Annotated in this window: 22 protein-coding genes and 1 pseudogene; 10 read left to right on the forward strand and 13 right to left on the reverse strand. The window is 71.8% G+C overall.

From position 1 onward, the window contains the following. Window positions 1-52 precede the first annotated feature (52 nt). The 3 genes from ACFVFH_RS02115 to ACFVFH_RS02125 are packed head-to-tail and all read right to left on the reverse strand — an operon-like array spanning window position 53 to window position 3,249. Window positions 53-931 (reverse strand): sugar ABC transporter permease, encoded by an 879-nt coding sequence (locus ACFVFH_RS02115; RefSeq protein WP_383762105.1) that lies wholly within the window; start codon window positions 929-931, stop codon window positions 53-55. Next, a complete protein-coding gene (locus tag ACFVFH_RS02120) occupies window positions 928-1,950 on the reverse strand; it encodes a carbohydrate ABC transporter permease (protein WP_383763500.1) in 1,023 nt (340 codons plus the stop codon). The genes ACFVFH_RS02115 and ACFVFH_RS02120 overlap by 4 nt, the downstream gene beginning before the upstream one ends. A gap of 24 nt (window positions 1,951-1,974) precedes the next feature. Continuing rightward, complete coding sequence (locus ACFVFH_RS02125) at window positions 1,975-3,249, reverse strand: extracellular solute-binding protein (RefSeq protein WP_383762108.1); 1,275 nt, start codon at window positions 3,247-3,249, stop codon at window positions 1,975-1,977. 357 nt (window positions 3,250-3,606) lie between these two features. Here ACFVFH_RS02125 and ACFVFH_RS02130 point away from each other — a divergent pair, with 357 nt between their 5' ends. Continuing rightward, the gene (locus ACFVFH_RS02130) at window positions 3,607-4,644 is read left to right on the forward strand and encodes a LacI family DNA-binding transcriptional regulator (protein ID WP_383762110.1); all 1,038 of its coding nucleotides are present in this window, start codon (window positions 3,607-3,609) and stop codon (window positions 4,642-4,644) included. A 267-nt stretch (window positions 4,645-4,911) separates the two neighbouring features. Next, entirely contained in the window at window positions 4,912-5,820 is a 909-nt protein-coding gene (locus ACFVFH_RS02135; RefSeq protein ID WP_383763503.1) for a phosphatase PAP2 family protein, read from the forward strand. A 36-nt stretch (window positions 5,821-5,856) separates the two neighbouring features. Here ACFVFH_RS02135 and ACFVFH_RS02140 read toward each other — a convergent pair. Further along, window positions 5,857-6,199 (reverse strand): annotated as a pseudogene (locus ACFVFH_RS02140) (amidohydrolase family protein); the annotation flags it as partial. 38 nt (window positions 6,200-6,237) lie between these two features. Here ACFVFH_RS02140 and ACFVFH_RS02145 point away from each other — a divergent pair. Beyond that, the gene (locus ACFVFH_RS02145; protein ID WP_383762113.1) at window positions 6,238-6,390 is read left to right on the forward strand and encodes a hypothetical protein; all 153 of its coding nucleotides are present in this window, start codon (window positions 6,238-6,240) and stop codon (window positions 6,388-6,390) included. Between the two features lie 406 nt (window positions 6,391-6,796). On the opposite strand, the gene ACFVFH_RS02150 is transcribed toward ACFVFH_RS02145, so the two are convergent. After that, complete coding sequence (locus ACFVFH_RS02150) at window positions 6,797-9,787, reverse strand: bifunctional [glutamine synthetase] adenylyltransferase/[glutamine synthetase]-adenylyl-L-tyrosine phosphorylase (protein ID WP_383762115.1); 2,991 nt, start codon at window positions 9,785-9,787, stop codon at window positions 6,797-6,799. A gap of 135 nt (window positions 9,788-9,922) precedes the next feature. Between ACFVFH_RS02150 and ACFVFH_RS02155 the strand changes: the two genes are divergently transcribed. Then, window positions 9,923-10,435 carry a pyridoxamine 5'-phosphate oxidase family protein gene (locus ACFVFH_RS02155; RefSeq protein ID WP_383762117.1) on the forward strand — a complete coding sequence of 171 codons (513 nt, stop codon included), beginning with the start codon at window positions 9,923-9,925 and terminating at the stop codon, window positions 10,433-10,435. A 445-nt stretch (window positions 10,436-10,880) separates the two neighbouring features. Here the strand turns inward: ACFVFH_RS02155 and ACFVFH_RS02160 are convergent, their stop codons facing one another. From ACFVFH_RS02160 to glnA, 6 genes are all read right to left on the reverse strand, one after another. After that, entirely contained in the window at window positions 10,881-11,690 is an 810-nt protein-coding gene (locus ACFVFH_RS02160) for a putative protein N(5)-glutamine methyltransferase (RefSeq protein WP_383762119.1), read from the reverse strand. A gap of 170 nt (window positions 11,691-11,860) precedes the next feature. Continuing rightward, on the reverse strand, window positions 11,861-12,925 hold the full coding sequence (locus ACFVFH_RS02165) for a hypothetical protein (protein WP_383762122.1): 1,065 nt from the start codon (window positions 12,923-12,925) through the stop codon (window positions 11,861-11,863). Next, window positions 12,922-14,232 carry an MFS transporter gene (locus ACFVFH_RS02170; protein WP_383762125.1) on the reverse strand — a complete coding sequence of 437 codons (1,311 nt, stop codon included), beginning with the start codon at window positions 14,230-14,232 and terminating at the stop codon, window positions 12,922-12,924. Before ACFVFH_RS02170 ends, ACFVFH_RS02165 begins: the two co-directional genes overlap by 4 nt. Next, window positions 14,232-15,578, reverse strand: a complete 1,347-nt coding sequence (locus tag ACFVFH_RS02175) for a discoidin domain-containing protein (RefSeq protein WP_383762127.1) — start codon at window positions 15,576-15,578, stop codon at window positions 14,232-14,234. The genes ACFVFH_RS02170 and ACFVFH_RS02175 overlap by 1 nt, the downstream gene beginning before the upstream one ends. 283 nt (window positions 15,579-15,861) lie before the next feature. Further along, complete coding sequence (locus ACFVFH_RS02180) at window positions 15,862-16,257, reverse strand: hypothetical protein (RefSeq protein ID WP_383762129.1); 396 nt, start codon at window positions 16,255-16,257, stop codon at window positions 15,862-15,864. 242 nt (window positions 16,258-16,499) lie between these two features. Beyond that, entirely contained in the window at window positions 16,500-17,861 is a 1,362-nt protein-coding gene (gene glnA, locus ACFVFH_RS02185) for a type I glutamate--ammonia ligase (RefSeq protein ID WP_093543233.1), read from the reverse strand. A gap of 299 nt (window positions 17,862-18,160) precedes the next feature. Here glnA and ACFVFH_RS02190 point away from each other — a divergent pair, with 299 nt between their 5' ends. The 6 genes from ACFVFH_RS02190 (at window position 18,161) to ACFVFH_RS02215 (ending at window position 24,031) form a co-directional block, all read left to right on the forward strand. Next, window positions 18,161-18,838, forward strand: a complete 678-nt coding sequence (locus tag ACFVFH_RS02190) for a DUF3105 domain-containing protein (protein ID WP_383762132.1) — start codon at window positions 18,161-18,163, stop codon at window positions 18,836-18,838. Further along, window positions 18,835-19,563, forward strand: a complete 729-nt coding sequence (locus ACFVFH_RS02195; protein ID WP_383762135.1) for a DUF305 domain-containing protein — start codon at window positions 18,835-18,837, stop codon at window positions 19,561-19,563. Before ACFVFH_RS02190 ends, ACFVFH_RS02195 begins: the two co-directional genes overlap by 4 nt. Before the next feature lie 127 nt (window positions 19,564-19,690). Beyond that, window positions 19,691-20,116, forward strand: a complete 426-nt coding sequence (locus ACFVFH_RS02200) for a CBS domain-containing protein (protein ID WP_383762138.1) — start codon at window positions 19,691-19,693, stop codon at window positions 20,114-20,116. Between the two features lie 171 nt (window positions 20,117-20,287). Beyond that, a complete protein-coding gene (locus ACFVFH_RS02205) occupies window positions 20,288-20,458 on the forward strand; it encodes a hypothetical protein (RefSeq protein WP_383762140.1) in 171 nt (56 codons plus the stop codon). A gap of 67 nt (window positions 20,459-20,525) precedes the next feature. Next, window positions 20,526-22,187, forward strand: coding sequence for a multicopper oxidase family protein (locus ACFVFH_RS02210; RefSeq protein WP_383762143.1), 1,662 nt, complete (start codon window positions 20,526-20,528; stop codon window positions 22,185-22,187). An 89-nt stretch (window positions 22,188-22,276) separates the two neighbouring features. Next, the gene (locus tag ACFVFH_RS02215) at window positions 22,277-24,031 is read left to right on the forward strand and encodes an NAD+ synthase (protein WP_383762145.1); all 1,755 of its coding nucleotides are present in this window, start codon (window positions 22,277-22,279) and stop codon (window positions 24,029-24,031) included. A gap of 193 nt (window positions 24,032-24,224) precedes the next feature. Here the strand turns inward: ACFVFH_RS02215 and ACFVFH_RS02220 are convergent, their stop codons facing one another. Next, window positions 24,225-25,259, reverse strand: coding sequence for an endonuclease/exonuclease/phosphatase family protein (locus ACFVFH_RS02220; RefSeq protein ID WP_383762148.1), 1,035 nt, complete (start codon window positions 25,257-25,259; stop codon window positions 24,225-24,227). A gap of 276 nt (window positions 25,260-25,535) precedes the next feature. Beyond that, the gene (locus ACFVFH_RS02225) at window positions 25,536-26,186 is read right to left on the reverse strand and encodes a TetR/AcrR family transcriptional regulator (protein WP_383762150.1); all 651 of its coding nucleotides are present in this window, start codon (window positions 26,184-26,186) and stop codon (window positions 25,536-25,538) included. Window positions 26,187-26,192: the final 6 nt, after the last annotated feature.

Consider the following 26,192-nt stretch of genomic DNA (forward strand, 5'->3'; position numbering starts at 1 on the left):
ACCGGCGGACCGCCGTGACGTGGTGCGTGCGGGTCGTGCGGGGCGTGCTGGGTCAGCCCTTGACGGCTCCGGCGGACATGCCGGTGACCAGGTGGCGCTGGGCGAAGAGGAAGACCAGGGCCGCGGGTATCGCGATCAGCACGGACGCGGCGGTCATCGGGCCCCACTGGGCCCCGTACCGGTTGACGAACAGCTGGAGTCCGCCCGCGAGGGTGAGGTTGTCCTCGCCGACCATGAAGGCGGAGGCGTACGCCACTTCGCCCCAGGCGGTGATGAAGGAGTAGAACGCGGTGACGGCGAGGCCGGGCTTGGCGAGCGGCAGGACGAGCCGCCAGAACGTGCCGAACGGGGTGAGGCCGTCGACCTGGCCCGACTCGTCGATCTCGCGCGGGATGGTGTCGAAGAAGCCCTTCATCATCCAGGCGCAGAACGGCACCGAGATGGTGAGGTAGGTGATGACCAGACCGGCGGGCTGGTTGAGCAGCCCCATGGTCGCCATGATGTTGTAGATCGGCACGATGAGGACGGCGACCGGGAACATCTGGGTGATCAGCAGCGTCCACATCAGCCCGCGCTTGCCGGGGAACCGGAAGCGGCTGACGGCGTAGCCGGTGGAGGCGGAGACGATGACGCCGGCCAGGGTGGTGAGCCCGGCGATGAGCAGCGAGTTGCCGAACCAGGTGAGGAACTTCGTGTTCTGGAGGAGGTTCGTGTAGTTCTCGAACGTCGTCTCCCTGAAGAAGTCCGTGGTCGTCGCGTACGCGGCGGGCTTCAGCGAGGTGAGCAGCACCCACAGCACGGGGAAGACGGCGATCACGGACGCGACGATCAGCGTCAGGTGCAGCGCGGCGGAGGCCAGCGGCGAACGCTCGCCGCGCGGCCGGACCTTGCGCGCGGAGTGCCGCGCGGCGGGGGCGGGGGCCGTGGTCACCAGTCATCTCCCTGGGTGCGGAGGACTCGCCGGTAGACGGTGGCGAAGACCATCAGGAGTACGAGGATCAGCACGCCCCAGGTGGAGGAGAGCGCGAAGTCGCGCGGGCTGATCTCGAAGGAGAACTTGTACGCCTGCGTCACCAGGATCTGGGTGGCGTCGCCGGGTCCGCCGCTGGTCAGCAGGAAGATCACCGGGAACATGTTGAAGGTCCAGATGGTGGAGAGCAGGATGACCGTCGTGGAGACGGGGCGCAGTCCGGGCAGGGTGATGTGGCGGAAGCGCTGCCAGGCGCCGGCGCCGTCCATCTCCGCGGCCTCGTAGTGCTCGCTGGGGATGGACTGGAGCCCGCCGAGGAGGGCGACCATCATGAACGGCACGCCGAGCCAGACGTTGACGGCGATGACGGAGATCTTCGCCCAGGTGGGGTCGTTGAGCCACGGGATGCCGTCGAAGCCGGACCCCGAGAGGATCTTGTTGAGCAGCCCGCGGTCCTCGTTGTAGAGGAAGCGCCAGGCGAAGACGGAGACGAAGCCGGGGATGGCCCAGGGCAGGATGAGCGCCATCCGGTACGCGGAACGCCCGGCGATCCTGCGGTTGAGGATGTTGGCGAGCGCCATGCCGAGGGCGAAGGTGATCGCCACGCAGGAGACCGTCCACACCAGGGTCCACCCGAGCGTGCCGAGGAACTCGTTGCCCGTGAGCACATCGGTGTAGTTGTCCAGCCCCACGAACTTGTACGACGCGGGGATGTGGTTGACGCCGATGGACCGTTCGACATTGCGCTCGTTGGCGTCGGTGAGCGACAGATAGATGCCGCGGACCAGCGGGTACCCGATGATCACGCCGATCACGACGACGACGGGGGCGACCATGGTCCAGGCGTACCAGTGGGTCGACAGCGCCCGCCGGAGCCTGCCCGGCCGGGGTGGGTTACCAGTACCGCGGCTCCGGCCGCGGGCGACGACGTCGTCGTCGCCCGCGGCCTTCGCCACCGACTGGCTGGTGTGGACAGCCATCATCAGCCGGCCTGCCTTCCTGGGTTACTTCCAGCCCTTGAGGAGCTTGCGGTAGGAGTCGCCGGTCGTCTTGACGGCCTTCTCCGGCGTGGCCTGCCCGGTGAGGACCTTGGTGTACTCGGTGACGAGCGGGGCGAAGAGGCTGCCGGTCTCCGGGATCCAGGGGCGCTCGACGGCGGTCTCGACGACGGGCTTGAAGAAGCCGACGATCTCGTTGTCGACGACGTCCTGCCGGGCGTAGGCGGAGGTGCGGGTCGGCAGGAGGCTCAGCTCCTTGGTGACCTCGGCCTGGGTCTCCGTGGACGTCATGTAGTCGACGAACGCGTAGGAGGCGTCGAGGTTCTTGGAACCCGCGTAGACGGCCAGGTTGTGACCGCCCTGCGGGGCGCCCTGCGCGGCGGAGCCGGCCGGGACGGGGGCGATGCCCAGGTTGGCCTTGTCCTTGAACTCCTTGCCGGCGAAGGTGTCCGCGACGGCCCAGGGGCCGTTGATCATCATGGCGACCTTGCCGTCCTTGAAGGACGCCTGCATGTTCTCCCAGCCGTCCGTGGCATCGGTCTTGGCGGCGCCCGAGTCGACGAGGTCCTTGACGACCTTCATCGCCTTGACGCCCTCGGGGTTGTCGATGGTGACGGACTTGGTGGAGGCGTCGACCATGTCGCCGCCCTCGCCGTACAGGAAGGAGAGGAACCAGTAGGCGTCGTCACCGCGCAGGTACATACCGGTCTTGCCGGTCTTGTCCTTGATCTTCTTGGCGACGGTCTTCAGCTCGTCGACGGTCTTGGGGACCTCGACACCGGCCTCCTTGAAGATCTTCTTGTTGTAGAAGACGCCCATGGAGTCGATGACCTGCGGCACCGCGTACGTCTTGTCCTTGTACTTGGTGGAGGCGGCGGCCTGCTTCAGGAAGTCGTCGGGGTTCTTCAGCGCGGTGGTGCCGTCGAGCGGGGCCAGGTAGCCGAGGTCGGCGAACTCGGGGGTCCAGGCGACCTCGGAGCGGATGACGTCGGGGGCGTCGGAGCCGGCCTGGGCCGCGTTCTTGAACTTGTTCTGCGCGTCGCCGAAGGGCACGTTGACGTACTTGACGTGGACCTTCGGGTGCTTCTTGGTGAAGCCCTCGGCGATCTTCTTGAAGACCTTGTCCTCGCTGCCCGCGGTGGAGGTGTCCCACCACGTCACGGTGCCGGAGAGCTCGCCCGAGCCCTTGCTCGTGCCGTCGGACTCGCTGTCGCTGCCGCAGGCGGTCGCCGCGAACGCCAGGGTCGCGACCAGGGCGGTGGCCGTTATGCCACGTCGCATCTGAACTCCTTCAACTGCCGTACCGCTCCGTCGCGGCGCCGGGTCGACGTGAACGTAACAAGGATGAAAGAACGCCGAAAGAGTTTGCGGAAGATTTCTGCAAGCGCCGACGATCGTTACATTCGCGTGTCCTCACAGTTGCCGTCAAGCCCCTTGACGACGGACACCTCGCCCTGGCAGCGGCGGGCCACACCCCCGGGCCGCACGGTGCGAAGATCCGCTCGCCCTCCGCAAACCCGTCCCGCAAGTCCTTGCAAGATGTTGCCGGAAGGCCACGGCGGAGCGCCGCACGGGGGCGGTCGTCCGATTCATGCGCATGGTGGGCAATCCGACATACGCCCGGTACAGTCCACTTCCATGACCGCACGGCTTGCCGATATCGCAACTCAGGCGGGGGTCAGCGAAGCGACGGTCAGCCGCGTACTGAACGGCAAGCCCGGTGTTGCAGCGGCCACCCGCGAATCCGTTCTCGCCGCGCTCGACGTCCTCGGCTACGAACGGCCCGTACGGCTGCGCAGGCGCAGCGCGGGGCTGGTCGGGCTGATCACGCCCGAGCTGGAGAACCCCATCTTCCCCGCGCTCGCCCAGGTCATCGGCCAGGCGCTGACGCGGCAGGGCTACACGCCGGTGCTGGCGACCCAGACCCCCGGCGGCTCCACCGAGGACGAGTTGACCGAGATGCTGGTGGACCGCGGTGTCGCGGGCATCATCTTCGTCTCCGGGCTGCACGCCGACACCTCGGCCGACATGCAGCGCTATGAGCAACTGCGCGCCAAGGGTGTTCCGTTCGTCCTGGTCAACGGCTTCTCGCCCAAGGTCCAGGCGCCGTTCATCTCGCCGGACGACCGGGCGGCGATGCGGCTCGCGGTGACGCATCTGGTGTCGCTGGGCCATCAGCGGATCGGACTGGCGGTCGGCCCGAAGCGGTTCGTGCCGGTGCTGCGCAAGATCGAGGGCTTCCGCGCCACCGTCCAGGAGCAGTTGAACCTCGGCCCGGACGCAGCGGAGGAGCTGATCCAGCATTCGCTGTTCACCCTGGAGGGCGGACAGGCCGCGGCGTCGGCACTGATCGAGCGGGGCTGCACGGCGGTGGTGTGCGCGAGCGACATGATGGCGCTCGGCGCGATCCGGGCCGCCCGCCGGCTGTCGTTGGACGTGCCGCGCGATCTGTCGGTGGTCGGTTACGACGACTCGCCGCTCATAGCGTTCACCGATCCGCCGCTGACCACGATCCGTCAGCCGGTGACGGCGATGGGCCAGGCCGCGGTGCGCACGCTCCTGGAGGAGGTCGGCGGCACCCCCGCCCCGCACAGCGAGTTCGTCTTCATGCCCGAGCTGGTCGTTCGCGGTTCAACGGCCGCGGGCCCCGGGCCCGCTCCGGCCACCACCGCCTGACCCGCCCAGGATCCCACGCCCGTTCGCGGCACGCAGTCCGGGCGCGCGCACCCGGGCCCTCCCCTCCGAACACACGCGCCCCGGACCGCTCCGCGGCGCTTCTGACGTGCGCCTTCCCGGTGGCCCCGGGGGCGCTCCTGATGTGCGGCCCGGACCCGGCCGGAGGTTCATCGGGCGGAGGGGCATTTTCTGGCAGACTCTGTGCCTATGGGTGAATTGAGCGTGACATCACAGGAAGGCCGGTCGGAGGCCACCCCGTCACCCATCGTGAACGAGGCGGCCACCGCGGCGAACCCGAAGCGGAACACCGGACGGCGCATCAGCGGCCCGGTGGGACTGCACTCCCTGCGCTCCCTGCGCTCCCCCCGCCGACCGCGCATCTGGTTCGAAATCCTGCTCGTCGCCGCCAGTTACTGGGTGTACTCCCTGGTGCGCAACGCCGTTCCGGAGCAGCGGACCGAGGCCCTGCGCAACGCCGACCGGATCTGGTCGGCCGAGCGGTATCTGGGCATCGCCGTGGAGCAGTCGGTCAACCACGCGGTGGATTCCGTGACATGGCTGATCGTCTCGATGAACTACTACTACGCGACGCTGCACTTCGTCGTCACGGTCTGTGTGCTGGTGTGGCTGTTCCACTGGCACCCCGGCCGGTACGCGGCGGCCCGGCTGGCCCTGTTCGCGACCACGGGCGTGGCACTGCTCGGCTACTACCTGTATCCGCTGGCGCCGCCCCGGCTGATGAACGGCGGCCACTTCATCGACACCGTCCTGGTGCACCACACCTGGGGCTCGATGGCCTCGGGCAACTTCAAGAACATGTCGAACCAGTACGCGGCGATGCCGTCGATGCACATCGGCTGGTCGCTCTGGTGCGGGCTGACGGTCTTCGCGCTGGCCTCCGCGCCCTGGGCCCGCGTCCTGGGCCTGCTCTACCCGGCGCTCACCCTGGTCGTCATCGTGTCGACCGCCAACCACTTCTGGCTGGACGCGCTGGGCGGGATGGCGTGCCTGGCCTTCGGTTACGCGGTGTCGTACACCTGGTACGCATCGTTGCCGCACCATCTTCCGAAGCGGGTCCCGGTGCCGTGCGGGCGGGCACGGCTGGCCGGGCTCTCCACGCGTACGCCGGTCCGGGCGGGGCGCCCGGCGGCGGACGCGGCGGCGGGCCGCCGCTGAGCGCGCGTCCGGCCCGTGCCCGCCGCCGGAGGGCCACCCCCGGTGCACCACGCGCCCCCCGCGCGCCGTGAGCCGCACCGGCGCCTCGGACAGCTCGTCCGCCGGTGCCGCCACCGGATCGACCCCGAGTGCCGTCGGATCGGCCCGGAGGCCCACGGCGCTCCGGCCCGCGAACCGCTGCTCCCCCGGCGGCGACGGCCACGTACGAGGTGCAGCCCTCCAGCGCCATCAGCCCGGTCAGCGCCTGTTCGGCGGTGACCGGCTCGGTGTCGTACGCCCCGGGCAGCCGCCGCAGCCGGGCCGTGGCCGGCACCTGTCGTACGTCGTAAGGGGCGATCGGCCGGTCCGAGCCCAGCGCACGCGGGTGCGCGCCGCGATCGACTCCACGACCCTCGACGCGGGCCCCGGGACACGGCGATGACGGCCTGGGCCCGCTCCTACCGTGCCGCGTTCGCCGCGCGGGCGCGGGCGACCCCGCTGCTGATGACGCCCCCGGCGCACGCCCCGAAGGTCCTGGACCAGTACGAGCGGGCCGGTCCGGCTGCTGCTGGGGCGGGCACGCAGGCGTGACCACGCAGGCCACGCGAGTCACGCGGGCGCGGGCACACGGGCCACGCGAGTCGCGCGAGCACGGGCACACGGCTCACGCAGGCACAGGCACGCAGGCGTGGGCCGCAGCCCACACCCACCCGGGCGTGGGCACACAGCTCACGCGGGCGCGGGTACCCGGGCCGCGCGAGCACGGGCACGCACGCGCGGACACGCAGTCCACACGGCTCACGCGGGCGTGGGCACACAGCTCACGCGGGCGCGGGTACCCGGGCCGCGCGAGCACGGGCACACACGCGCGGACACGCAGTCCACACGGCTCACGCGGGCGCGGGAACACGGCTCAGGCGCCGTACGGGCGCGGGCACGCAGTCCACACGGTTCACGCGGGCGCGGGAACACGCCCCACGCGGGCCGGGCGCGCGGCTCACGCCCCGTAGAACCGCTCCTCCATCACCGCGCGCGCCCGCCGGGTGATCCGCCGGTAGTCGTCCAGCATGTCGCCGACGTGTCCGGGTTCGTATCCCAAGTACCGTCCGACCGCGGTGAGTTCACGCGGCCCGGACGGGAAGGTGTCGCCCGGTCGGCCGCGTACCAGCATCACCGCGTTGCGCACCCGGGTCGCCAGCACCCACGCCTCGTCCAGCGTCTGCGCGTCCTCGGCCGGGATGAGGTCCGCCGCGCACGCCGCCGCCAGCGCCTCGCGGGTGCGGGTCGTCCGGAGGCCGGGCTCCGCCCAGCCGTGCTGCATCTGCATCAGCTGTACCGTCCACTCGACATCGCTCAGCCCGCCGCGCCCCAGCTTGGTGTGGAGCGTGGGATCGGCGCCGCGCGGCAGCCGCTCGGACTCCATCCGGGCCTTGAGGCGGCGGATCTCCCGGATCGCGTCCTCCCCCAGGCCCTCCGCCGGGTAGCGCAGCGGATCGATCGACTCGATGAACGCGCGGCCGAGTTCGGCGTCGCCCGCGACCGGCTCGGCACGCAGCAGCGCCTGGCTCTCCCAGACCAGCGACCAGCGGCGGTAGTAGGCCTCGTACGACGCCAGCGTCCGCACCAGCGGGCCGCTCCTGCCCTCCGGGCGCAGATCCGCGTCGATGATCAACGGCGGGTCTGCGGTGGGCAGTTGGAGCAGTCGGCGCATCTCGGAGACCACCGCGTTCGCGGCCCGCCCCGCCTCCTGCTCGTCGACCCCCTCGCGCGGCGCGTGGACGAACAGCACATCGGCGTCGGAGCCGTAGCCGAGCTCATGGCCGCCGAACCGGCCCATGCCGATGACCGCGAACCTGGTGGGCAGGGTGTCCCCCCACTGTTCGCGCACGGCGGCGCGCAGGGCGCCCGCGATCGTGACGGCGGTCAGATCGGTGACCGCGTTGCCCACCCGGTCGACCAGGGCGCCCGGATCCTCCTCGGCGGGGCGCTCCTCCGTACCGTACGAGCGGATCAGGTCCGCCGCGGTGGTCCGGAACAGCTCGCGCCGCCGCACTCCGCGCACCGCCGCCACGGCGGTCTCGGCCCCCTCCGCGCGCCCCACCGCGGCCAGCACCTCCTGGTGCAGGTTCTCCCGGGTGCGCGGCCGCAGCCCCTGCGGGTCGCCGAGGAGCGCCACCGCCTCCGGGGCCCGCAGCAGCAGGTCGGGGGCGAGCCGGCCGGCCGACAGCACCCGGGCCAGGTTCTCCGCCGCGGCGCCCTCGTCCCGCAGCAGCCGCAGGTACCAGGGGGTCTTGCCCAGCGCGTCGGACACCTTGCGGAAGCCGAGCAGCCCGGCGTCCGGGTCCGCCGAGTCCGCGAACCAGCCGAGCAGCACCGGGAGCAGGGTGCGCTGGATGGCGGCCTTGCGGGACACGCCCGAGGACAGCGCCTCCAGATGCCGGAGCGCGGCGGCCGGATCGGCGTAGCCGAGCGCTTCGAGCCGGTGCCCGGCCGCCTTCGCGCTGAGCCGGGACTCGCCCGGGGCGAGCTGGGCGACGGCGTCGAGCAGCGGCCGGTAGAACAGCTTCTCGTGCAGTCGCCGCACCACCGACGCGTGCCGCTTCCACGCCTGGTTGAGTTCGGTGATCGGGTCCGTGCGCATCCCGAGGGAGCGTCCGAGCCGCCGCAGGTCGGGGGCGTCCTCCGGGACCAGATGGGTGCGGCGCATCCGGTAGAGCTGGATGCGGTGCTCCATGGCGCGCAGGAAGCGGTAGGCGTCGTCCAGCTGGGCGGCGTCCACCCGTCCCACGTAGCCGCCCTCGGCGAGGGCGCGCAGGGCCTCCAGCGTGGTGCCGCTGCGCAGGGTGGGGTCGCTGCGGCCGTGCACCAACTGGAGGAGCTGTACGGCGAATTCGACGTCCCGCAGCCCGCCGGGGCCGAGCTTGATCTCGCGGTCGACCCGGTCGGCGGGGATGTTGTCGACGACGCGGCGGCGCATCTTCTGCACGTCGGGGACGAAGTTCTCGCGGTCCGCGGCCTGCCAGACGAGCGGCGAGACGGCCTCGACGTACTCCGCGCCGAGTTCGGGGTCACCGGCCACCGGCCGGGCCTTGAGGAGCGCCTGGAACTCCCAGGTCTTGGCCCAGCGCTGGTAGTACGCGAGATGCGAGGACAGCGTGCGCACCAGGGGGCCGTTGCGGCCCTCGGGGCGGAGGTTGGCGTCGACCGGCCAGATGGTGCCCTCGACGGTCGTGTCGGAGCAGATCCGCATCATGTGCGCGGCCAGCCGGGTGGCGGCCTGCACGGCCTCGCTCTCCTCGGAGCCGTCGGCCGGTTCCGCGACGAAGATGACGTCGACGTCGGAGACGTAGTTCAGCTCGTGCCCGCCGCACTTGCCCATCGCGATGACGGTGAGCCGGCACCGGGCGGCGTCGGCGGGCGCGGCTGTACGGGCGATGGCGAGCGCCGCCCGCAGGGTCGCGGTGGCCAGGTCGGCCAGTTCGGCGGCGGCCTCGGCGACATCGGTCGTGCCGCACACGTCACGGGCCGCTATGGCCAGCAGGCAGCGGCGGTAGGCGACGCGCAGCAAGTCGGGGTCGTCGGCCCCGGCGAGGCCCTGCTCGAATTCGGCCACGCCCGGGTGGAGATCGGTGGCCTCGTAGGTGACGAGGGCCTGCCAGTCGCGGGGGTGGCGGGCGAGGTGGTCGCCGAGCGCCTCGGACGCCCCGAGCACCCCGAGCAGCCGGTCCCGCAGGGGCTTGGCGGTGACGAGGGTGTCCAGCAGGATCTGCCGCTCGTCCGCCTCCTCGGCCTCCACCAGCCGGGCCAGTCCGCGCAGGGCCAGATCGGGGTCGGCGGTGGCGCCGAGCGCTTCGAGCAGCACCGGATCGGCGCGCACGGACGACAGTTCGGGCAGGTCGAGCAGCCGCTCGGCGGCGGAGGGATCGGTGAAGCCGTGTCGCAGCAGTCGGGTGAACGTGCTGCTCCTGCGCCCCGGCACCGTCGTCATTCCGTGCTCTCCCGCTCGCCGCTCACACACCATCCAGCGTTCCGAGCCTAGCCCGGGACCGATGAATTCGGAGCGGGTGCACGGTCTGCACTTCGCAGGCACGATCGTTCTCAGGACCCGACCGGGAGGCCCCGTATGTCCGGATTCCAACCCTATGCCGAGCTGGACGGCAACTACAGCGACGCCGGCGCGACGGCCTGTCCGTGGCCGGTGGCGAGGGACCTGCTGAGCGGGGCGGAGGTGTACTGGCTGTCCACGGTCCGCCCGGACGGCCGCCCGCACGTCACTCCGCTGATCGGGGTGTGGGCGGAGGGCGCGCTGCACTTCGCGACCGGCGCCGAGGAGCGCAAGGCCAGGAATCTGGCCGCCAACCCCGAGGTGGTGGTGACCACCGGCAACAACACGATGGGAGAGGGGCTCGACGTGGTGGTCGAGGGCCGGGCGGAACGGGTGCGGGACGACAGCCGGCTGAGCCTCCTGGCCACGGTCTGGGAGGCGAAGTACGGACCGGAGTGGCACTTCGACGTCCGGGACGGCGCATTCGCGAGCGGCGGCCGTTCGGCGCTGGTGTTCCGGGTGCGCCCCCGCACGGTGTTCGGTTTCGGCAAGGGCGCCCTCTTCAGCCAGACGCGGTGGCGGTTCGGCTGACCCGCGCGGCCGGACGCGGCGTACCCGCAGGCGCACCCGCAGGCGCACACGCAGGCGGGCCACCATGCCGGAACGGCACGGACACAGGCACAGACACAGGCACCGGCACAGGCACAGGCACAGGCACAGATGCAGCCGAGCCGCCCGGCCGGACACGGCGGCCGGGGGGGCCGTCCGTCCATCCCGGCTCCCGCCCGCGCGCCCGCCCGTCCGCCCGTCCCGGACCCGGCGGCTTTGGCGGCTTGAACGACTTCGGCCGTCCCAGGACCCGGCGGCTCCGGCCGTCCCGGCTGCCGTCCATCCATCCGTCCCGGACCCGGCTGCCCCAGCCGCCCCGGCCGCCCCGGCCCTGACGGCTCCGGCCGCCCCGGCCGCCCCGGCCGCCCCGGCCGCCCCGGCCGCCCCGGCCGCCCCGGCCACCCTGGCCTCCCCGGCCCCCCTCGGCTCAGCCGGCGGACGGAGCCGCCGGGTCCGGTCTGGTCGCGATGACGACGGTGGCGTACAGCTCCTCGGAGCCGACCACCCTCGGGATCAGACCGCTGCGGGCGACGGTCTCCTCGGCCCGCGCCGCCTGCCGTTCGCTCGTCTCGACCAGCAGGTGCCCGCCCGGCGCCAGCCAGCGCGGGGCCTCGGCGGCGACCCGGCGCAGGACGTCCAGGCCGTCCGGGCCCCCGTCGAGCGCCACGCGCGGTTCGTGGATGCGGGCCTCCGGGGGGAGCAGCCCGACGTCGTCGGTGGGGACGTACGGCACATTGGCGAGCAGGATCTCCACCCGGCCGCGCAACGACCGGGGCAGCGGCTCGAAGAGGTCGCCCTCGTACACCGCGCCCGCGCCGGCGAGGTTGCGGCGGGCGCACCGCACGGCGGCGGGTTCGATGTCCGTGGCGTGCAGTTCGACCCGGCCCGGCATCGCGGCGAGCGCGGCGCCGAGCGCCCCCGACCCGCAGCAGAGGTCGACGACGACCGCTCCGGGCCCGGCGAGGGCGGCGGCCTGCCCGACCAGGAACTCGGTACGGCGGCGGGGTACGAAGACGCCGGGGTCGACGGCGATCCGCAGACCGCCGAACCCGGCCCAGCCGAGGACGTGTTCCAGGGGGAGACCGGCGGCCCGGCGTTCGACCATCTCCGCGAGGGAGGCGGGGTCGGCGGCGGTGGCGACGATCAGTTCCGCCTCGTCCTCGGCGAACACGCAGCCTGCGGCGCGGAGTGCGGTGACGATGGTGGAGACGGCGAGCGGTGATACGGAAACCGACATGTGCGGAGCCTTTCGGGGAAGCCGATGGGCGCTCCGCGGCCGACTATGTCGGGTCGACCACGCGATCGTGCGGAGGGAGCACCCAGCCTGATCCAGCGGTAATGGGTCTCACCTCCTCGGTCGGCCCCCGTGCGGGGATGCGTCACATTACACCGCTCGCCGTACGGGCATCAGCCGGTGGTTCCCGCCACCGCCACCGGTGACGCCCCTCCCTCGACGGCCACGGCAGGAGTCCCCGTCCCGTCCGCGGGGACGGTCCAGACGTCGCTCCCCCGGCCGGACGCGCCGGGCAGCGCGTAGGCGAGCGTGTCGTCGTCCAGCCAGGCCGCCTGGTCGTCGACGCTGTGTTGTTCCGCGAGCGGTGTCTCGCGCATGGTGCGCAGGTCCAGGACGTACAGCCGCCAGGGTGCCGCCGGGTCGTCGGAGACCTTCTTCTTGAAGGCGAGCCGGGTGTTGTCGGGCGACAGGGAGGGGCATTCGACGTTCTGCCGCAGCGCCTTCGCCGTCCAGTCCCGCATGTTGCCCTCGACGAGGTAGGTGCGGCCCTTGGTGGAGACGGTCGCGTAGAAGCGGTTGTCGTCGCGGGCGAAGGTCACGCCCCAGTAGTTGACGTCGGGGGCGTGGTAGCGGGCGCCGTCGATGGTGAGCTGGATGTTCTCGATGGACTTGATGAGGTATCCGGTGCGCAGATCGAGGATGGCGGTGCGGGTGGAGAAGGCGGTGGTGGCGTACGAGTCGCCGGTGGCGAACACCGTCCAGGAGAGCATCCGCCCGGAGACCGAGACCCGGGCGCGGGTGGGGACGCCCGGCACGGTGATCCGGCGTTTCTCGCGCAGCTGCCGGTCGAGGACGATCGCGTACGTCTTCGGCAGCACCCCGGGCTTGGCGCGCAGGCAGAGCGCGCCGTCCTCGGAGGCGTAGAACCGGTCGCAGACGGGTCCGCCGGTGGTGCGGGCCCCGCCGGTCCGGACAACCGCGGGGCGGGCCCCGGGCGGGCGGGCCCCGGCGAGCGGCTGGTGGGCGACGCGCCCGCTGGCGGTGTCCCGGAAGTACAGCGCGGGCCCGCCGAGGGCGAACGAGGCGTCGGCGCCGGTCCGTTGCCCCTCCGTCCGCTGCCGGGCGTGCAGTACGTACCCGACGGAGCCGCCCACGAGGAGCAGCACCGCGGTCACCACGACGGCGATCCGGGCCCGGGGACCCAGCGGGATCGCGGATTTCGGGGAGCCGGCACTCATGCGGTCCGCCTTTCGGGGATCTTCGGTCCCGGTTCCCCGGGAGCGGGGGCGTCGACGGGGTTGCGCGGCAGCAGCGCCCAGCCGCCCGCGAGGGCGACCAGCAGGGCCGAGAGCGCCGCCCACAGCGCGGGGCCGGTCCCCCACAGGGTCCAGGCGGCGCCGAAGCCCGCCGCGGCGAGCATCCGGGCCAGCGCCTGGCCGGTCTGGAGCACGGCGAGGCCGCCCGCCCTGCCGTCGGCGGGCAGCACCGGTCCGGCAAGGGCCATCAGCACCCCGTCGGTGGTGGCGTAGAAGACGCCGAGCAGGGCGAGGACGGGCACCAGGAGCAGCAGGGCCGGGCCGCCGACCGGGGCGAGCAGGGTGGCGTACACGCCGAGCAGGGCGAGGTGTCCGTGGAGGAAGGGCAGTCGTCGGCCGACCCGGTCGGCGATCCGCCCGGCCGGTACGGCCAGCAGCAGGTAGCAGGCCGCGGCGCCGAGCGGCAGCAGCGGGAACCAGCCGACGGGGAGGTCGAGCCGTTGCTGCAGCAGGAGGTAGACGAAGGCGTCGCCGACGGTGGCGGCGCCGAGCAGGGAGGCCGCCGCGAGGATCCGCCGGAAGGCGGGGTCGCGGAGCGCCCCGAACGCCTTGTACCTGCGCGGGGCCGGCACCGGCGGCGGGGCAGGGACCAGGGGCGGCTGGTGCGCGGGGACGTAGAGCACCAGGAGCAGCACCCCGAGCAGGCCGACGCAGAAGCTGACGACGAACACCGCGTCGTAGGCGTCGGCGGTCGCCCAGAGCAGGGCGAACGCGGCGAGCGGGCCGAGCAGCGCACCGGTGGTGTCCATCGCGCGGTGCACGCCGAAGGAGCGGCCGAGTGCCTCGGGCGGGCTGCTCAGGGTGATCAGCGCGTCGCGGGGTGCCGTGCGGATGCCCTTGCCGACCCGGTCGGTGGCGAGGGCGGCCGCGATCCCGGCGGTGGCGCCGCCCGCGAGGAGCAGGCCGATCCGGGAGAGCGCGGAGAGGGCGTAGCCGAGTCCGGCGACGCGTTTGTGTCCGCGGCCCCGGTCGGCGGCGTATCCGCCGAGCAGCCGCACGATGGCGGCGGCGCCGTTGAACAGGCCGTCGAGGAAGCCGAATTGGAGGGGTGAGAGACCGAGTCCGAGGACCAGGTAGAGCGGCAGCACCGCGGTGACCATCTCGGAGGAGATGTCCGTGACGAGGCTGACCGTGCCGAGTGCGAGGACGGTGCCGGGGACGCGCCGGCCCGCCCCGCCGCTGCGGGGCGGGGCCGGCGTGTCCCGGCGGCCTGTGGTCGCCAGGTACATCAGTGGCAGGTGTACTTCGGGCTGGTGTCCTTGGTCTTGCCGTCGGTGCCGAGGTAGTCCCAGCTGTAGCCGGTGTCGGTGAAGTTCATCTTCAGCACGCCGTACTCACCGCTGATCCGCTTCTGGCTGTTCGGCTGGACCTCCTCGATCGGGTAGGGCTCCGCACCGCCCATTCCGCCGACGATCTCGGTGATCCCGTCCGCGACGGCCTTCCCGTCGGGGTTCTGCGGGGCGAACCGCTCGTAGTGGTGGTCGTGTCCGTTGAGCACCAGGTCGGCCTTGGCGCCGTAGAGGATCTTCCAGACGGGCCTGCTGACCGGGTCGTTGCCGTGTCCGCCCGAGGAGTACAGCGGGTGGTGCCAGTAGGCGGCGATGCACGCCTTGCTGTTCTTGGCGATGTCGGCCTTGAGCCAGTCGATCTGGGCGCTCTTGTCGAAGGAGTTGGAGTCGAGGGCGATGAAGTGCCAGTTGCCCTCGTCGAAGCTGTAGTAGGTCTTGCCCTGGGGGTACGCGATGGCCCCGAAGTACGCCTTGTAACCGGCGAGCGAACCGGCGGGGTCGTACGTCTCGTGGTTGCCCGGCACCGGACGCGTCTTGTCCTTGAAGGCGCCCCAGGTCTTGTCGTAGTAGGCGCGGAAGTCGGAGATGCGGGCGTCGTCGTACTGGCTGTCGCCCATCGTCAGATAGAACTTCGGGTTGATCTTCTGGGCCAGCGCCGCGGTCTTGGGGTGGGCGCAGCCGCTGTCGGACGCGGTGCACTGGGCGGCGATGTCACCCGCGGCGACCACGGTGAAGCCTCCGGTCTGCGGGGGCTCGCTGCCCGCGGTGCCGTACACCTCCACCTCGTAGAGCGAGTAGCCGTAGGCGGTGCCGCGCGCGGTGCCGTACACGCGCAGGTAGCGGCCCTTGCCGGAGAGGGAGGCCCAGTCGTCGGTGCCGCCGTTCCCGGCCGTCTCGTCGGCGAGCCGGGTCCAGTTGGTGTTGTCGGCGGAGATCTCGATCCGGTACGCCTTGGCGTAGGCGTCCTCCCAGCTCAGCTTCACCCGTGTGACCTCGGCGCCGGCGCCGAGGTCGACGGTGAGCCACTGCGGGTCCTTGCCCTCGGCGCTCGCCCAGCGGGTGGCCGGGTCGCCGTCGAAGGCGTTCTGGGGTCCGAGGTCGGAGCTTTCGTCGGAGGAGGCGGTGGCGGTCTTTCCGCGCGAGATGAGGGGGTCGGCGGCGGCGCCAGCCCGTTCCGGGTAGGCGAGCAACAGTCCGCCGACGAGAACGAGTACGGCGGCGACGACCACGCCCACCGTACGGCGCCGCGTGGGCGTGAGGAGCAAAGCTGAGCCGTTCGGGTGCATCCCTGGACTCCTGGCCTTGTGGGGGTGGCGAGAGCTGGGCATCGGTGCGTGTGACCCCGCACCCGGTCCGCGCACGGGCCGGAGGACGGGGTCGTGGTGGCCGGGCCAGAGCTCTCACTGAGCGCGTCATACCCGAGCGGCGGGCACCGCGCCGAGCCACCGCCGGGAATGCTAGCGAACAGGAAAGTTTCCTACCAGTCCCCCAACTGGCTTCGTTCCACGGCCTGTTCGACACCGTTCGCACGGCTCCACGCGCCCGGTCCCGGCCGATCCGGTGCCGGAGCTACTCGCCGAGCATGTCGGCATGTCCACGAGACTTCGATGCCCTGCCGGACACGCGCGCGAGCAGTCGGCCCGCGCCGACGGCGACGTAGAGCACGACCAGGACCCCGAGCGCGAGGCCGAGCCAGTCATGGCCGGTGCCTGCGCGGAGCGAGGCCCACGCCCTGTACCCGGCGACGGACCCGGCGACCACCAGCAGCACCGACGCCACGGCGTACAGCACCCGCGCGGCCCCGGGCCTCCGCTCCTTGAGCAGCTCGCCCCCGGCACCGAGCGCCACCAGCGCGGCGAAGGCGTGGTGCGGCTCCAGATGCCCCGACCCGATCACGTCCACGAGGTCGATCAGGACACCGATGGAACCAACGGCCAGGGCACCCTGGGATATACGGCGGCTCATCGGCCCTCACTCGTAGTCAAACTCGGCAGCAACAGTCCAATCTTCGCATTTGCAGATCAATGGGCACCGGGGCCCTTCCCCGGCCGGGGCCCTTCCCGGGCAGCGACCCGGCGAGCGCGGGGCAGGGCAGCCCGGCGCACGGCGGGCCAGGGCAGCGCAGGGCAGGTGAAGCCTTCGGACCGACGGTGTCGCACGGTCGACCCGAAGGCCAGGCACAGGGGCCGCGCCCCTCCGGCCAGGTACTACAGCACCGGCAGCAGCGCCTTCAGCTCGAAGGCCGTGACCTCGCTGCGGTACTCCTCCCACTCCTGCTTCTTGTTGCGGAGGAAGAAGTCGAAGACGTGCTCGCCGAGCGTCTCGGCGACCAGTTCGCTCTTCTCCATCAGCGCGATGGCCTCGCCCAGGTTCTGCGGCAGCGGCTCGATGCCCATCGCGCGGCGCTCCGCGTCGGAGAGGGCCCAGACGTCGTCGTCGGCGCCGGCCGGGAGTTCGTAGCCCTCCTCTATGCCCTTGAGGCCCGCGGCGAGGAGCACCGCGTACGTCAGGTAGGGGTTGGCGCCGGAGTCGATGGAGCGGACCTCCACGCGGGCGGATCCGGTCTTGCCGGGCTTGTACATCGGGACGCGGATGAGCGCGGAGCGGTTGTTGTGGCCCCAGCAGATGTACGAGGGGGCCTCGCCGCCGGCGCCCGCGGCGCGGGAGGAGCCGCCCCAGATGCGCTTGTAGGAGTTGACCCACTGGTTGGTGACGGCGGAGATCTCCGCCGCGTGGGTGAGCAGACCGGCGATGAAGGAGCGGCCGACCTTGGAGAGCTGGTACTCGGCGCCCGACTCGTAGAAGGCGTTGCGGTCGCCCTCGAAGAGGGAGAGGTGGGTGTGCATGCCCGAGCCGGGGTACTCGGAGAACGGCTTCGGCATGAAGGTGGCCTGTACGCCCTGCTCCAGCGCGACCTGCTTCATCACCAGGCGGAAGGTCATGATGTTGTCCGCGGTGGAGAGCGCGTCCGCGTACCGCAGGTCGATCTCCTGCTGGCCGGGGGCGCCCTCGTGGTGGCTGAACTCGACCGAGATGCCCATGGATTCGAGCATGGTGATGGCCTGGCGGCGGAAGTCCATGCCGACGTTCTGTGGGGTGTGGTCGAAGTAGCCGGAGCTGTCGGCGGGGGTGGGGCGGCTGCCGTCGACCGGCTTGTCCTTCAGCAGGAAGAACTCGATCTCCGGGTGGGTGTAGAAGGTGAAGCCCAGGTCGGAGGTCCTGGCGAGGATGCGCTTGAGGACGTAGCGGGGGTCGGCGAAGGAGGGCGAGCCGTCGGGCATCAGGATGTCGCAGAACATCCGGGCCGTGCCCGGGGCCTCCGCCCGCCACGGCAGGATCTGGAACGTGCCCGGATCCGGCTTGGCGATCATGTCGGACTCGTACACCCGGGCGAAGCCCTCGATGGCCGAGCCGTCGAAGCCGATGCCCTCGTCAAACGCCTGTTCCAGTTCGGCGGGGGCCACGGCGACGGATTTGAGGTAGCCCAGGACATCGGTGAACCACAGCCGTACGAAGCGGATGTCGCGCTCCTCAAGCGTCCTGAGGACGAATTCCTGCTGCTTGTCCATAGCCACATCCTTGCAGTTCAGACGGTCCGTGCACCACCACCCGGGGTAGGGGAGGAACTCCAGTATCACGACCCGGGATTTCACCCAGATTACGCACACGGAGTGAGATGGAGCACCCTGCCACCCACTACCATCGGCGCCCATGGCGCGCAGGGGGTGGAGCGGCTCCGCCACGGCCCCGCGCAGGCCGGTTCTCCCAGGGTCCCACCTCGGGTCCCTGCCCGATCCGGACGGGAGGCCCCGGCCTTCCGCCATCCGTTCCCGCCCGTTCCCACCCCTTCCCAGAAGGACCTGACGACATGAGTCTCGACCCCAGGACACCCATGGCTCAGCAGCACGACGCCCACCGCGCGCGGCAGCGCCGCGACCGTGCCCTGGCCATAGGCCTGAGCGTGCTCGTCGTCGTGGGCCTGGTCGGCTTCGGCTCGTACCTGCTGCTGGAGAAGTCCGAGGCGTCCGACCAGGAGCAGGCGGCCCCGGCCGGGGGTGCCGGGGCGTCCTCGGAGAAGCCGGTGGAACCCGCCGACGGACCGATCGCGGGACTGCGGACATGGGACGCGGCGAAGCTGACCCGCAACCACGTCACCGGGAACGTCGCGTACCCGATGAAGCCCCCGGTCGGGGGTGACCACAACCCCGTTTGGATGAATTGCGACGGCGAGGTCTACAAGAAGGCCCTCCCCGACGTGAACGCCGTGCACTCGCTGGAGCACGGATCGGTGTGGGTGACGTACACGGACAAGGCCCCGGAGGCCGATGTGGCGAAGCTCGCCGAGCGGGTCGGCCGGACGCCGTACTCGCTGATGAGCCCGTACGAGGGCCAGTCCGGCGCGATCATGCTGACCGCCTGGGGCAACCAGGTGACGGTGGACGGCGCCGACGACCCGCGGGTCGGCCGGTTCTTCTCGAAGTTCGTGCAGGGCCCGCAGACGCCCGAGCCCGGTGCGCCGTGCACGGGCGGGCTGGGGGCGCCGTGACCGCGCGAGCACGCGACCGGCGCGTCGGGTGGGTGGCGGGCTCCGTCGTGGTGCCGGCGCTGCTGTTCGCGGGGGTGGCGACGGTCGCCTCCGCGCGCGGCGACGGGACCGGGGCGGACCGTACGGCGGCCGCGCCGCACACCCCGTCGGTGGATTCGGCGGACGCCGGTTTCGCCCGCGACATGGCGGTCCACCACCAGCAGGCCGTGGAGATGTCCTTCATCGTGCGCGACCGCACACAGGACGAGGAGGTCCGCCGTCTCGCGTACGACATCGTCAACACGCAGGCCAACCAGCGCGGCATGCTGCTCGGCTGGCTGGATCTGTGGGGGCTGCCGAAGGCGGCCGCCGGGCGGGAGCCGATGGACTGGATGACGGCGGCCGGGCACGGGGGCCACTCGACGGACGGCATGGAGGAGATGGAAGGGATGGAGGGGACGGGGCACGGTTACCGGCCCCATGACGGCTCCCTCATGCCCGGCATGGCCACCAGGACCGAGCTCGACCGGCTCCGCACGGCGCACGGCAGGGCGGCCGAGGTGCTGTACCTCCAGCTGATGACCGACCACCACAAGGGCGGCATCGACATGGCCCGCGGCTGCGCCCGGCTGTGCGCGGTCGGGGCGGAGCGGCGGCTCGCCGAGGGAATGGCCGCGGCCCAGCAGTCGGAGCTGGACGCGATGGCCGGGATGCTGACCGCACGAGGGGCCGCCCCCCGGCCCTGAGAGATTCCCGCCATGCCTCAGGTGCACCCGAACGGGTGATAGCGGTCGCGTCGCCCGAACGGACCCATGACGATGGGTTCGCTCGGGGTCGTACAGCATGCCCATCGGCACGCAGGAGGAATCCCTCATGACCACTGCCAAGGACATCATGCACACGGGAGCCACATGGATCCCCGCGCACGAGACACTCGACCGGGCCGCGCAGCTGATGCGCGACCACAAGGTCGGGGCGCTGCCCATCTCGGCCAATGGCGAGCAGGACCGGATGATCGGCATCCTCACGGACCGCGACATCGTGGTCGGCTGTGTGGCGATGGGTCACGACCCGTCGAAGATGACGGCGGGCGACCTCGCCCACGGCACGCCGCGCTGGATCGACGCGGAGGCGGGCGTGGAGATGGTGCTGGAGGAGATGCAGACCCATCGGATCCGCCGTCTCCCGGTGGTCGAGAACAAGACGCTGATCGGCATGATCAGCGAGGCCGACCTGGCCCGGCACCTCACCGAGGAGCAGATCGCGGGCTGGGCGGAGAAGGTCTACGCACACGGCTGACCTGCCGCGCGGGCCCGGCCCGCACTCCGGCACCGATGGCCCGGCACCCCCGCCGAGGGGCGCCGGGCCATCGCGCCGTTCCGCCCGCGTCGCGGCCCGTACTCACTGCGGCGATACGTTTCCGCACGTCTCCGCGCGCGGGGGATACCCGGCGGGGGTAGGGTGCTCGGCATGACCCTGAGTGGATGTACGACATACGGACAGTTGTTGCTGTTCGTCTCGCTGCTCATCGGGATCCTCCACCTCCTGCGGGGCCTCGCGGGACGGGTCGCGCCACTGCCGGGGCCGGGTCCTCGGCCGGGTGCGTCCGGACCCGCCCCGCTGTCGGTGCTGCGCATATAGGAGGGGCGTGCCTCCCCCTCCCCCAGCAGACCGGAATACCGACAACACCCCGAGGTGCACCCTTTCCATGCGCACTCCACCCACCCGACGCGCCGTGCTCGGCGCCGCTGTCGCCACCGCCGGGACGGCGGTACTGGCCGCCTGCTCCGGCGAATCCGAGCCGGACCGCGGCGGCAAGAAGACCGGTAGCGCGAACGCCGGTGGCACGAGCCACGGCAGCGTGAACCACGGGGCCTCCCCCGGCGGGAAGTCCGAGGGCGAGTACGTCTCCCCCCACGGCGAGGAGGTCGCGGCGGCCGAGACCAAGCGCGGCTCGGGCCCCGTGCGGAAGGTCTCCCTCGTCGCCACTCCGTGCCGGCTCGATCTGGGCGGCGGGCTCACCGTCGGCTCCTGGGCGTACGACGCCCGGCTGCCCGGCAAGGAGCTCCGGGTCACGGCGGGGGACACCCTGGAGCTCTCCCTCGCCAACCACCTCCCCGAGGAAACGACTCTGCACTGGCACGGCCTCAATGTGCGCAACGACATGGACGGCGTGCCGGACGTGACCCAGGCACCCATCAAGCCGGGCGCGGACTTCTCGTACCGGTTCACCGTGCCGCACCCGGGGACCCACTGGTTCCACCCGCACGTCGGCGTCCAGCAGGACCACGGCCTCTACGCGCCGCTGATCGTCGACGACCCGAAGGAGCCGCTCAAGTACGACAAGGAGTGGGTCGTCGTCCTGGACGACTGGGTCGACGGGGTGGACGGTTCGACGCCGGACTCGGTGCTCTACGAGCTCAGCGGAGGCAGGGGCGGCATGGACCACGGCGGCGGAGCGCACGGCGCCCCCGCCAAGACGGCGAAGGGCCGCACCGGGCCCTCCCGGCTGGCGAAGGACTCCTTCAGCGAGCTGCTCGACAGCCACGGGGGCGACGTCGCCTACCCGTACTACCTGATCAACGGCCGCATCCCGAAGGCCCCCACGTCCTTCGCCGCCAAGCCCGGCGACCGGATCCGGCTGCGGATCATCAACGCGGGCGGCGACACCCCCTTCCGGGTGGCGCTCGGCGGCCACCGGATGACGGTCACCCACACCGACGGCTACCCGGTCCGGCACCGGACGACGGACGCCCTGCTGCTGGGCATGGGCGAGCGGTACGACGTGCTGGTCACCGCGGGCGACGGGGTCTTCCCGCTGACCGCGCTCGCGGAGGGCAAGAACGCCACGGCGCTGGCCCTGCTCCGCACCGGGAAGGGGGCGGCGCCCGCCGCCTCCGTACGGCCCAAGGAGCTGGACGGGGAGCTGGTGGAGGCGTTCGGGCTGCGGCCGGACCCGTCCGTGGAGCTGTCCCGGCGCGCGCCCGACCGGACCCACCGGTTCAAGCTCACCGGCAACATGCGGGCGTACAACTGGGCCTTCGACCACAACCCGTACGACCCCCACCAGCGCCACCCGGTGCGGGCGGGCGAGCGGGTCCGGCTGGAGTTCTACAACGCCACGGAGATGTGGCACCCGATCCATCTGCACGGGCACTCCTTCGGCGTGGTCGGCCCGGCCGGGCGGCGCCACATCGCCACCGAGCGGGGCAGGGCCGAGTGGGCGCGGAAGGACACCGTGATCGTCCGGCCGAACAGCTCCCTGGGCGTCGAGCTCGACGCGAACAACCCGGGGCTGTGGATGCTGCACTGCCACAACATCTACCACTCGGACGTGGGCATGATGACCATCCTCGGCTACCGCCGCTGATCTCTCCCGGGGCCCGTCCTGGCGGGCCCCGGCCGCGATCGCGCGGCCCGCCAGGACATCGCGTCAGTCAGACGATTACACTGGTCCGCGTGCCTCAACTACGTCTCGCACTGAATCAGATCGACTCCACCGTCGGCGATCTCGCCGGCAACTCCGAGGCGATCGTCCACTGGACCCGGCACTCCGCCGAACAGGGCGCCCATCTGGTGGCGTTCCCGGAGATGGTGCTGACCGGCTATCCCGTCGAGGACCTGGCCCTGCGCTCCTCCTTCGTCGAGGCCTCGCGGCAGGCGCTGCGCGCGCTCGCCGCCCGGCTCGACGCGGAGGGCTTCGGGGAGCTGCCGGTCGTGGTCGGCTATCTCGACCGCTCCGAGACGGCCCAGCCCCGCTACGGCCAGCCCGCCGGCTCCCCGCAGAACGCCGCCGCGGTGCTGCACCGCGGCCGGGTCGCGCTGACCTTCGCCAAGCACCACCTGCCCAACTACGGCGTCTTCGACGAGTTCCGGTACTTCGTGCCGGGCGACTCGATGCCGGTGGTGCGGGTGCACGGGGTGGACGTGGCGCTCGCGATCTGCGAGGACCTCTGGCAGGACGGCGGCCGGGTGCCGGCCGCGCGGGCCGCCGGCGCCGGGCTGCTGCTGTCGGTCAACGCCTCGCCGTACGAGCGGGACAAGGACGACACCCGGCTGGAACTGGTCCGCAAGCGGGCCCAGGAGGCGGGCTGCACCACCGCGTACCTGGCGATGATCGGCGGCCAGGACGAGCTGGTCTTCGACGGCGACTCGATCGTGGTCGACCGGGACGGCGAAGTGATCGCCCGTGCGCCGCAGTTCGCCGAGGGCAGCGTCGTGCTCGACCTGGAGCTGCCGGCGGCCGCCGCCGAGCGGCCGTCCGGGGTCGTCAACGACGGGCTGCGGATCGACCACGTGGTGCTCTCCGAGGAGCCCGTCGCGGCATACCCGGCGGAGCTGACCGGCGGGTACGCGGAGCGGCTGGACGACGACGAGGAGCTGTACTCGGCGCTGGTCGTGGGCCTGCGGGCGTACGCGGCCAAGAACGGCTTCAGCAGTGTGCTGATCGGGCTCTCCGGCGGGATCGACTCGGCGCTGGTCGCCGCGATCGCCTGCGACGCGCTGGGCGCGCAGAACGTGTACGGCATCTCGATGCCGTCGAAGTACTCCTCGGACCACTCCAAGGACGACGCGGCCGAGCTGGCCCGCCGGACCGGGCTGAACTTCCGCACCGTACCGATCGAGCCGATGTTCGACGCGTACATGGGCTCGCTGGGGCTCTCCGGCCTCGCCGAGGAGAACCTGCAGTCGCGGCTGCGCGGCACGATGCTGATGGCCGTCTCCAATCAGGAGGGCCAGATCGTCCTCGCGCCGGGCAACAAGTCCGAGCTGGCGGTCGGCTACTCGACGCTGTACGGCGACTCGGTCGGGGCCTACGGCCCGATCAAGGACGTCTACAAGACGTCGATCTTCCGCCTCGCGAAGTGGCGCAACCGGGCCGCCGAGGAGCGCGGGCAGACCCCGCCGATCCCGGAGGCGTCCATCACCAAGCCGCCCAGCGCCGAGCTGCGCCCGGGACAGGTCGACACGGACTCGCTGCCCGACTACGACGTACTGGACCGGATCCTGGAGCTGTACGTCGACCGCGACCAGGGGCTGGCCGAGATCGTCGCGGCCGGGTTCGACGAGGCGCTGGTGGCGAAGACGCTGCGGATGGTGGACACGGCGGAGTACAAGCGGCGCCAGTACCCGCCGGGCACGAAGATCTCCCCGAAGGGCTTCGGCAAGGACCGCCGGCTGCCGATCACCAACCGGTGGCGCGAGTCGGGCTGAGCGGGCCCGCTCCGACGGGCCGTCCGCGCTCCTGACCGGTCAGGGGCGCGGACGGCCCGTTCTCATGGATCCCGCTTCTCCGGAACGGATTGTCCGCCGTCGCCCGCCCACGCCCACATGACCTCGTCCCCGTGAGGGAACGAAGCGCCGCGCCGCACCCGGCCCGTCCGTGCCGTACCGCGAACGCGTGGTGTCACAGCTCCACGCGGGCCACGAGCGGCAGGTGGTCGCTCTTCGTCGCCGAGAGGGTCCAGGAGGACATCGGCTCGACGCCCTTGACCAGGATCTGGTCGATCCGCGCCATCGGGAAGGAGGCCGGCCAGCTGAAGCCGAAGCCGTCGCCGGCCGCGCCCTGGGTGGAGCGCATCTGGGCGGTGACGCCGTTCAGCGCGCGGTCGTTCATCGTGCCGTTGAGGTCGCCGAGCAGGATCACCTTGCCGAGCCGCTCGTCGGAGATGGCCTCGCCCAGGGCGTCGGCGCTGTCGTCGCGCTGGTTGGCGGTGAATCCGGCGTGCAGCTTGACGCGTACGGACGGCAGGTGGGCCACGTAGACGGCGACCTTGCCCTCCGGGGTCGTCACCGTGGAGCGCATCGCCCGGGTCCAGCCCATCTTGATGTCGACCGGCTTGGTGCCGCTCATCGGGAACTTGCTCCACAGGCCGACGGTGCCCTGCACCGAGTGGTACGGGTAGCGGTCGGCTAGCGCCGCCTTGTACGCGGCCACCTTGCCGCTGGGCAGCTCCTCCAGGGCGATGACGTCGGCGCCGGAGTCCGCGACCGTGCGGGCGGTGCCCTTGGGGTCGGTGTTGTCGGCGTTGACGTTGTGGGTGGCCACGGTGAGGTCGCCGCCGCTGCCGGACTTGTCGGTGAGCAGGCCGCCGAAGACGTTGAACCAGACCACGACCGGCAGCAGCAGGGCGATCAGCGCGGTCGCCGAGCGGCGCACCAGGCCGAGGACCAGCAGCAGCGGGACGAACACCCCGATCCACGGCAGGAACGTCTCGGAGAGGCTGCCCAGGTTGCCGATGGTGTTGGGGATCCTGGCGTGGAAGGCCATCACGAGGGTGAGGACGACCGAGCAGAGCGCGAGGACGATGCCGCGCCGCCAGATGCCGGGGTCGCTGGTCCACCGGCCGCGCAGGTCCCGGAGGCGGGACCCCGATCCGGCGCGCTCCGGTTCCGGCTCCACGCGGTCGTTCCCCGTGTCCGCTCCGTACGCCTGCACCATCGCGTTGTCCTCACTGCCTTGCCGTGCATGTCGCCGCGCCCACGACCCTAGGCGATGGGCGGCGTGTTTCGTGCCGTCGACGACGGCCGTACTGCCACGAGGACGAAGGGCGGGGTGCCTCGGGTTCCTGTCGGGCGGGGTCGGCCGGGGCTTGTGACAGAACGATCACACTCGGAGGAGTCAGGTTCCGCTTACTCGGCGGATCCGGTTCCGCTTCCGTGGCGGGCGGTTCCGGCTGTGCCCAGGGGCCGGTTCCGCTTCGGTCGTACGGGCGTCTCAGGGACCGGCCGCCGGGCGGGGGGCCAGGCCCTGCACCAGGATCTGGACGATGCGGTCGGCGAGATCCTCGGGCAGCGGCGCGTCGGGCCGGTGGATGGTGCGTACGAGCATGGGGCCCAGGAACAGGTCGTCCATCAGCTCCACGTCCAGGTCCGCGCGGAGTTCACCGGCGTCGACCGCGCGCCGCACGGCGGCCAGCATGGCGGCGCGGCGGGGCGCGATGACGTTGCAGTGGTACTCCGCCCACAGCTTGGGGTGGCTCTTCATCTGCGCGAAGACGTTGTGCAGCAGGGCCGAGGAGCGCTGGGCCAGGCCGCGTCTGCGCAGCGATTCCAGCAGCAGCCGCAGGTCGGCGAGGCCGGCGGTGCCGGAGACGGCGGGTTCTGGCGGCTCCATGTCCCTCAGCACGTCGACGAAGAGCTCCTCCTTGCCGCTCCACCGGCGGTAGATCGTCGCCTTGCCGACCCCCGCGGTGCGGGCTATCCGCTCGATGGACAGGGCCGCCAGCGGCTCACCGGCCTCCAGCAGCCCGACGACGGCGTCCAGGATCGCCCGCTCGGCGGCCGCGCTGCGCGGCCGGCCCCGCCGGGGTTCCGCTTCCTCCGGGACCGGACGGTCCCGCTCCTGCACCCGTGCCTGTACTCGCACGTCGTT

It is taken from the genome of Streptomyces sp. NPDC057697 (assembly GCF_042799335.1).
In the GTDB taxonomy this organism is placed as follows: Bacteria; Actinomycetota; Actinomycetes; order Streptomycetales; family Streptomycetaceae; genus Streptomyces.

Coding starts and splice junctions, on each gene's coding strand:
- ACFVFH_RS02120 (WP_383763500.1), bottom strand. CDS start 1,950: ATGGCTGTCCACACCAGCCAGTCGGTGGCGAAGGCCGCGGGCGACGAC.
- ACFVFH_RS02125 (WP_383762108.1), bottom strand. CDS start 3,249: ATGCGACGTGGCATAACGGCCACCGCCCTGGTCGCGACCCTGGCGTTC.
- ACFVFH_RS02130 (WP_383762110.1), top strand. CDS start 3,607: ATGACCGCACGGCTTGCCGATATCGCAACTCAGGCGGGGGTCAGCGAA.
- ACFVFH_RS02145 (WP_383762113.1), top strand. CDS start 6,238: ATGACGGCCTGGGCCCGCTCCTACCGTGCCGCGTTCGCCGCGCGGGCG.
- ACFVFH_RS02150 (WP_383762115.1), bottom strand. CDS start 9,787: ATGACGACGGTGCCGGGGCGCAGGAGCAGCACGTTCACCCGACTGCTG.
- ACFVFH_RS02155 (WP_383762117.1), top strand. CDS start 9,923: ATGTCCGGATTCCAACCCTATGCCGAGCTGGACGGCAACTACAGCGAC.
- ACFVFH_RS02160 (WP_383762119.1), bottom strand. CDS start 11,690: ATGTCGGTTTCCGTATCACCGCTCGCCGTCTCCACCATCGTCACCGCA.
- ACFVFH_RS02165 (WP_383762122.1), bottom strand. CDS start 12,925: ATGAGTGCCGGCTCCCCGAAATCCGCGATCCCGCTGGGTCCCCGGGCC.
- ACFVFH_RS02170 (WP_383762125.1), bottom strand. CDS start 14,232: ATGTACCTGGCGACCACAGGCCGCCGGGACACGCCGGCCCCGCCCCGC.
- ACFVFH_RS02175 (WP_383762127.1), bottom strand. CDS start 15,578: ATGCACCCGAACGGCTCAGCTTTGCTCCTCACGCCCACGCGGCGCCGT.
- ACFVFH_RS02180 (WP_383762129.1), bottom strand. CDS start 16,257: ATGAGCCGCCGTATATCCCAGGGTGCCCTGGCCGTTGGTTCCATCGGT.
- glnA (WP_093543233.1), bottom strand. CDS start 17,861: ATGGACAAGCAGCAGGAATTCGTCCTCAGGACGCTTGAGGAGCGCGAC.
- ACFVFH_RS02190 (WP_383762132.1), top strand. CDS start 18,161: ATGAGTCTCGACCCCAGGACACCCATGGCTCAGCAGCACGACGCCCAC.
- ACFVFH_RS02200 (WP_383762138.1), top strand. CDS start 19,691: ATGACCACTGCCAAGGACATCATGCACACGGGAGCCACATGGATCCCC.
- ACFVFH_RS02205 (WP_383762140.1), top strand. CDS start 20,288: ATGACCCTGAGTGGATGTACGACATACGGACAGTTGTTGCTGTTCGTC.
- ACFVFH_RS02210 (WP_383762143.1), top strand. CDS start 20,526: ATGCGCACTCCACCCACCCGACGCGCCGTGCTCGGCGCCGCTGTCGCC.
- ACFVFH_RS02220 (WP_383762148.1), bottom strand. CDS start 25,259: ATGGTGCAGGCGTACGGAGCGGACACGGGGAACGACCGCGTGGAGCCG.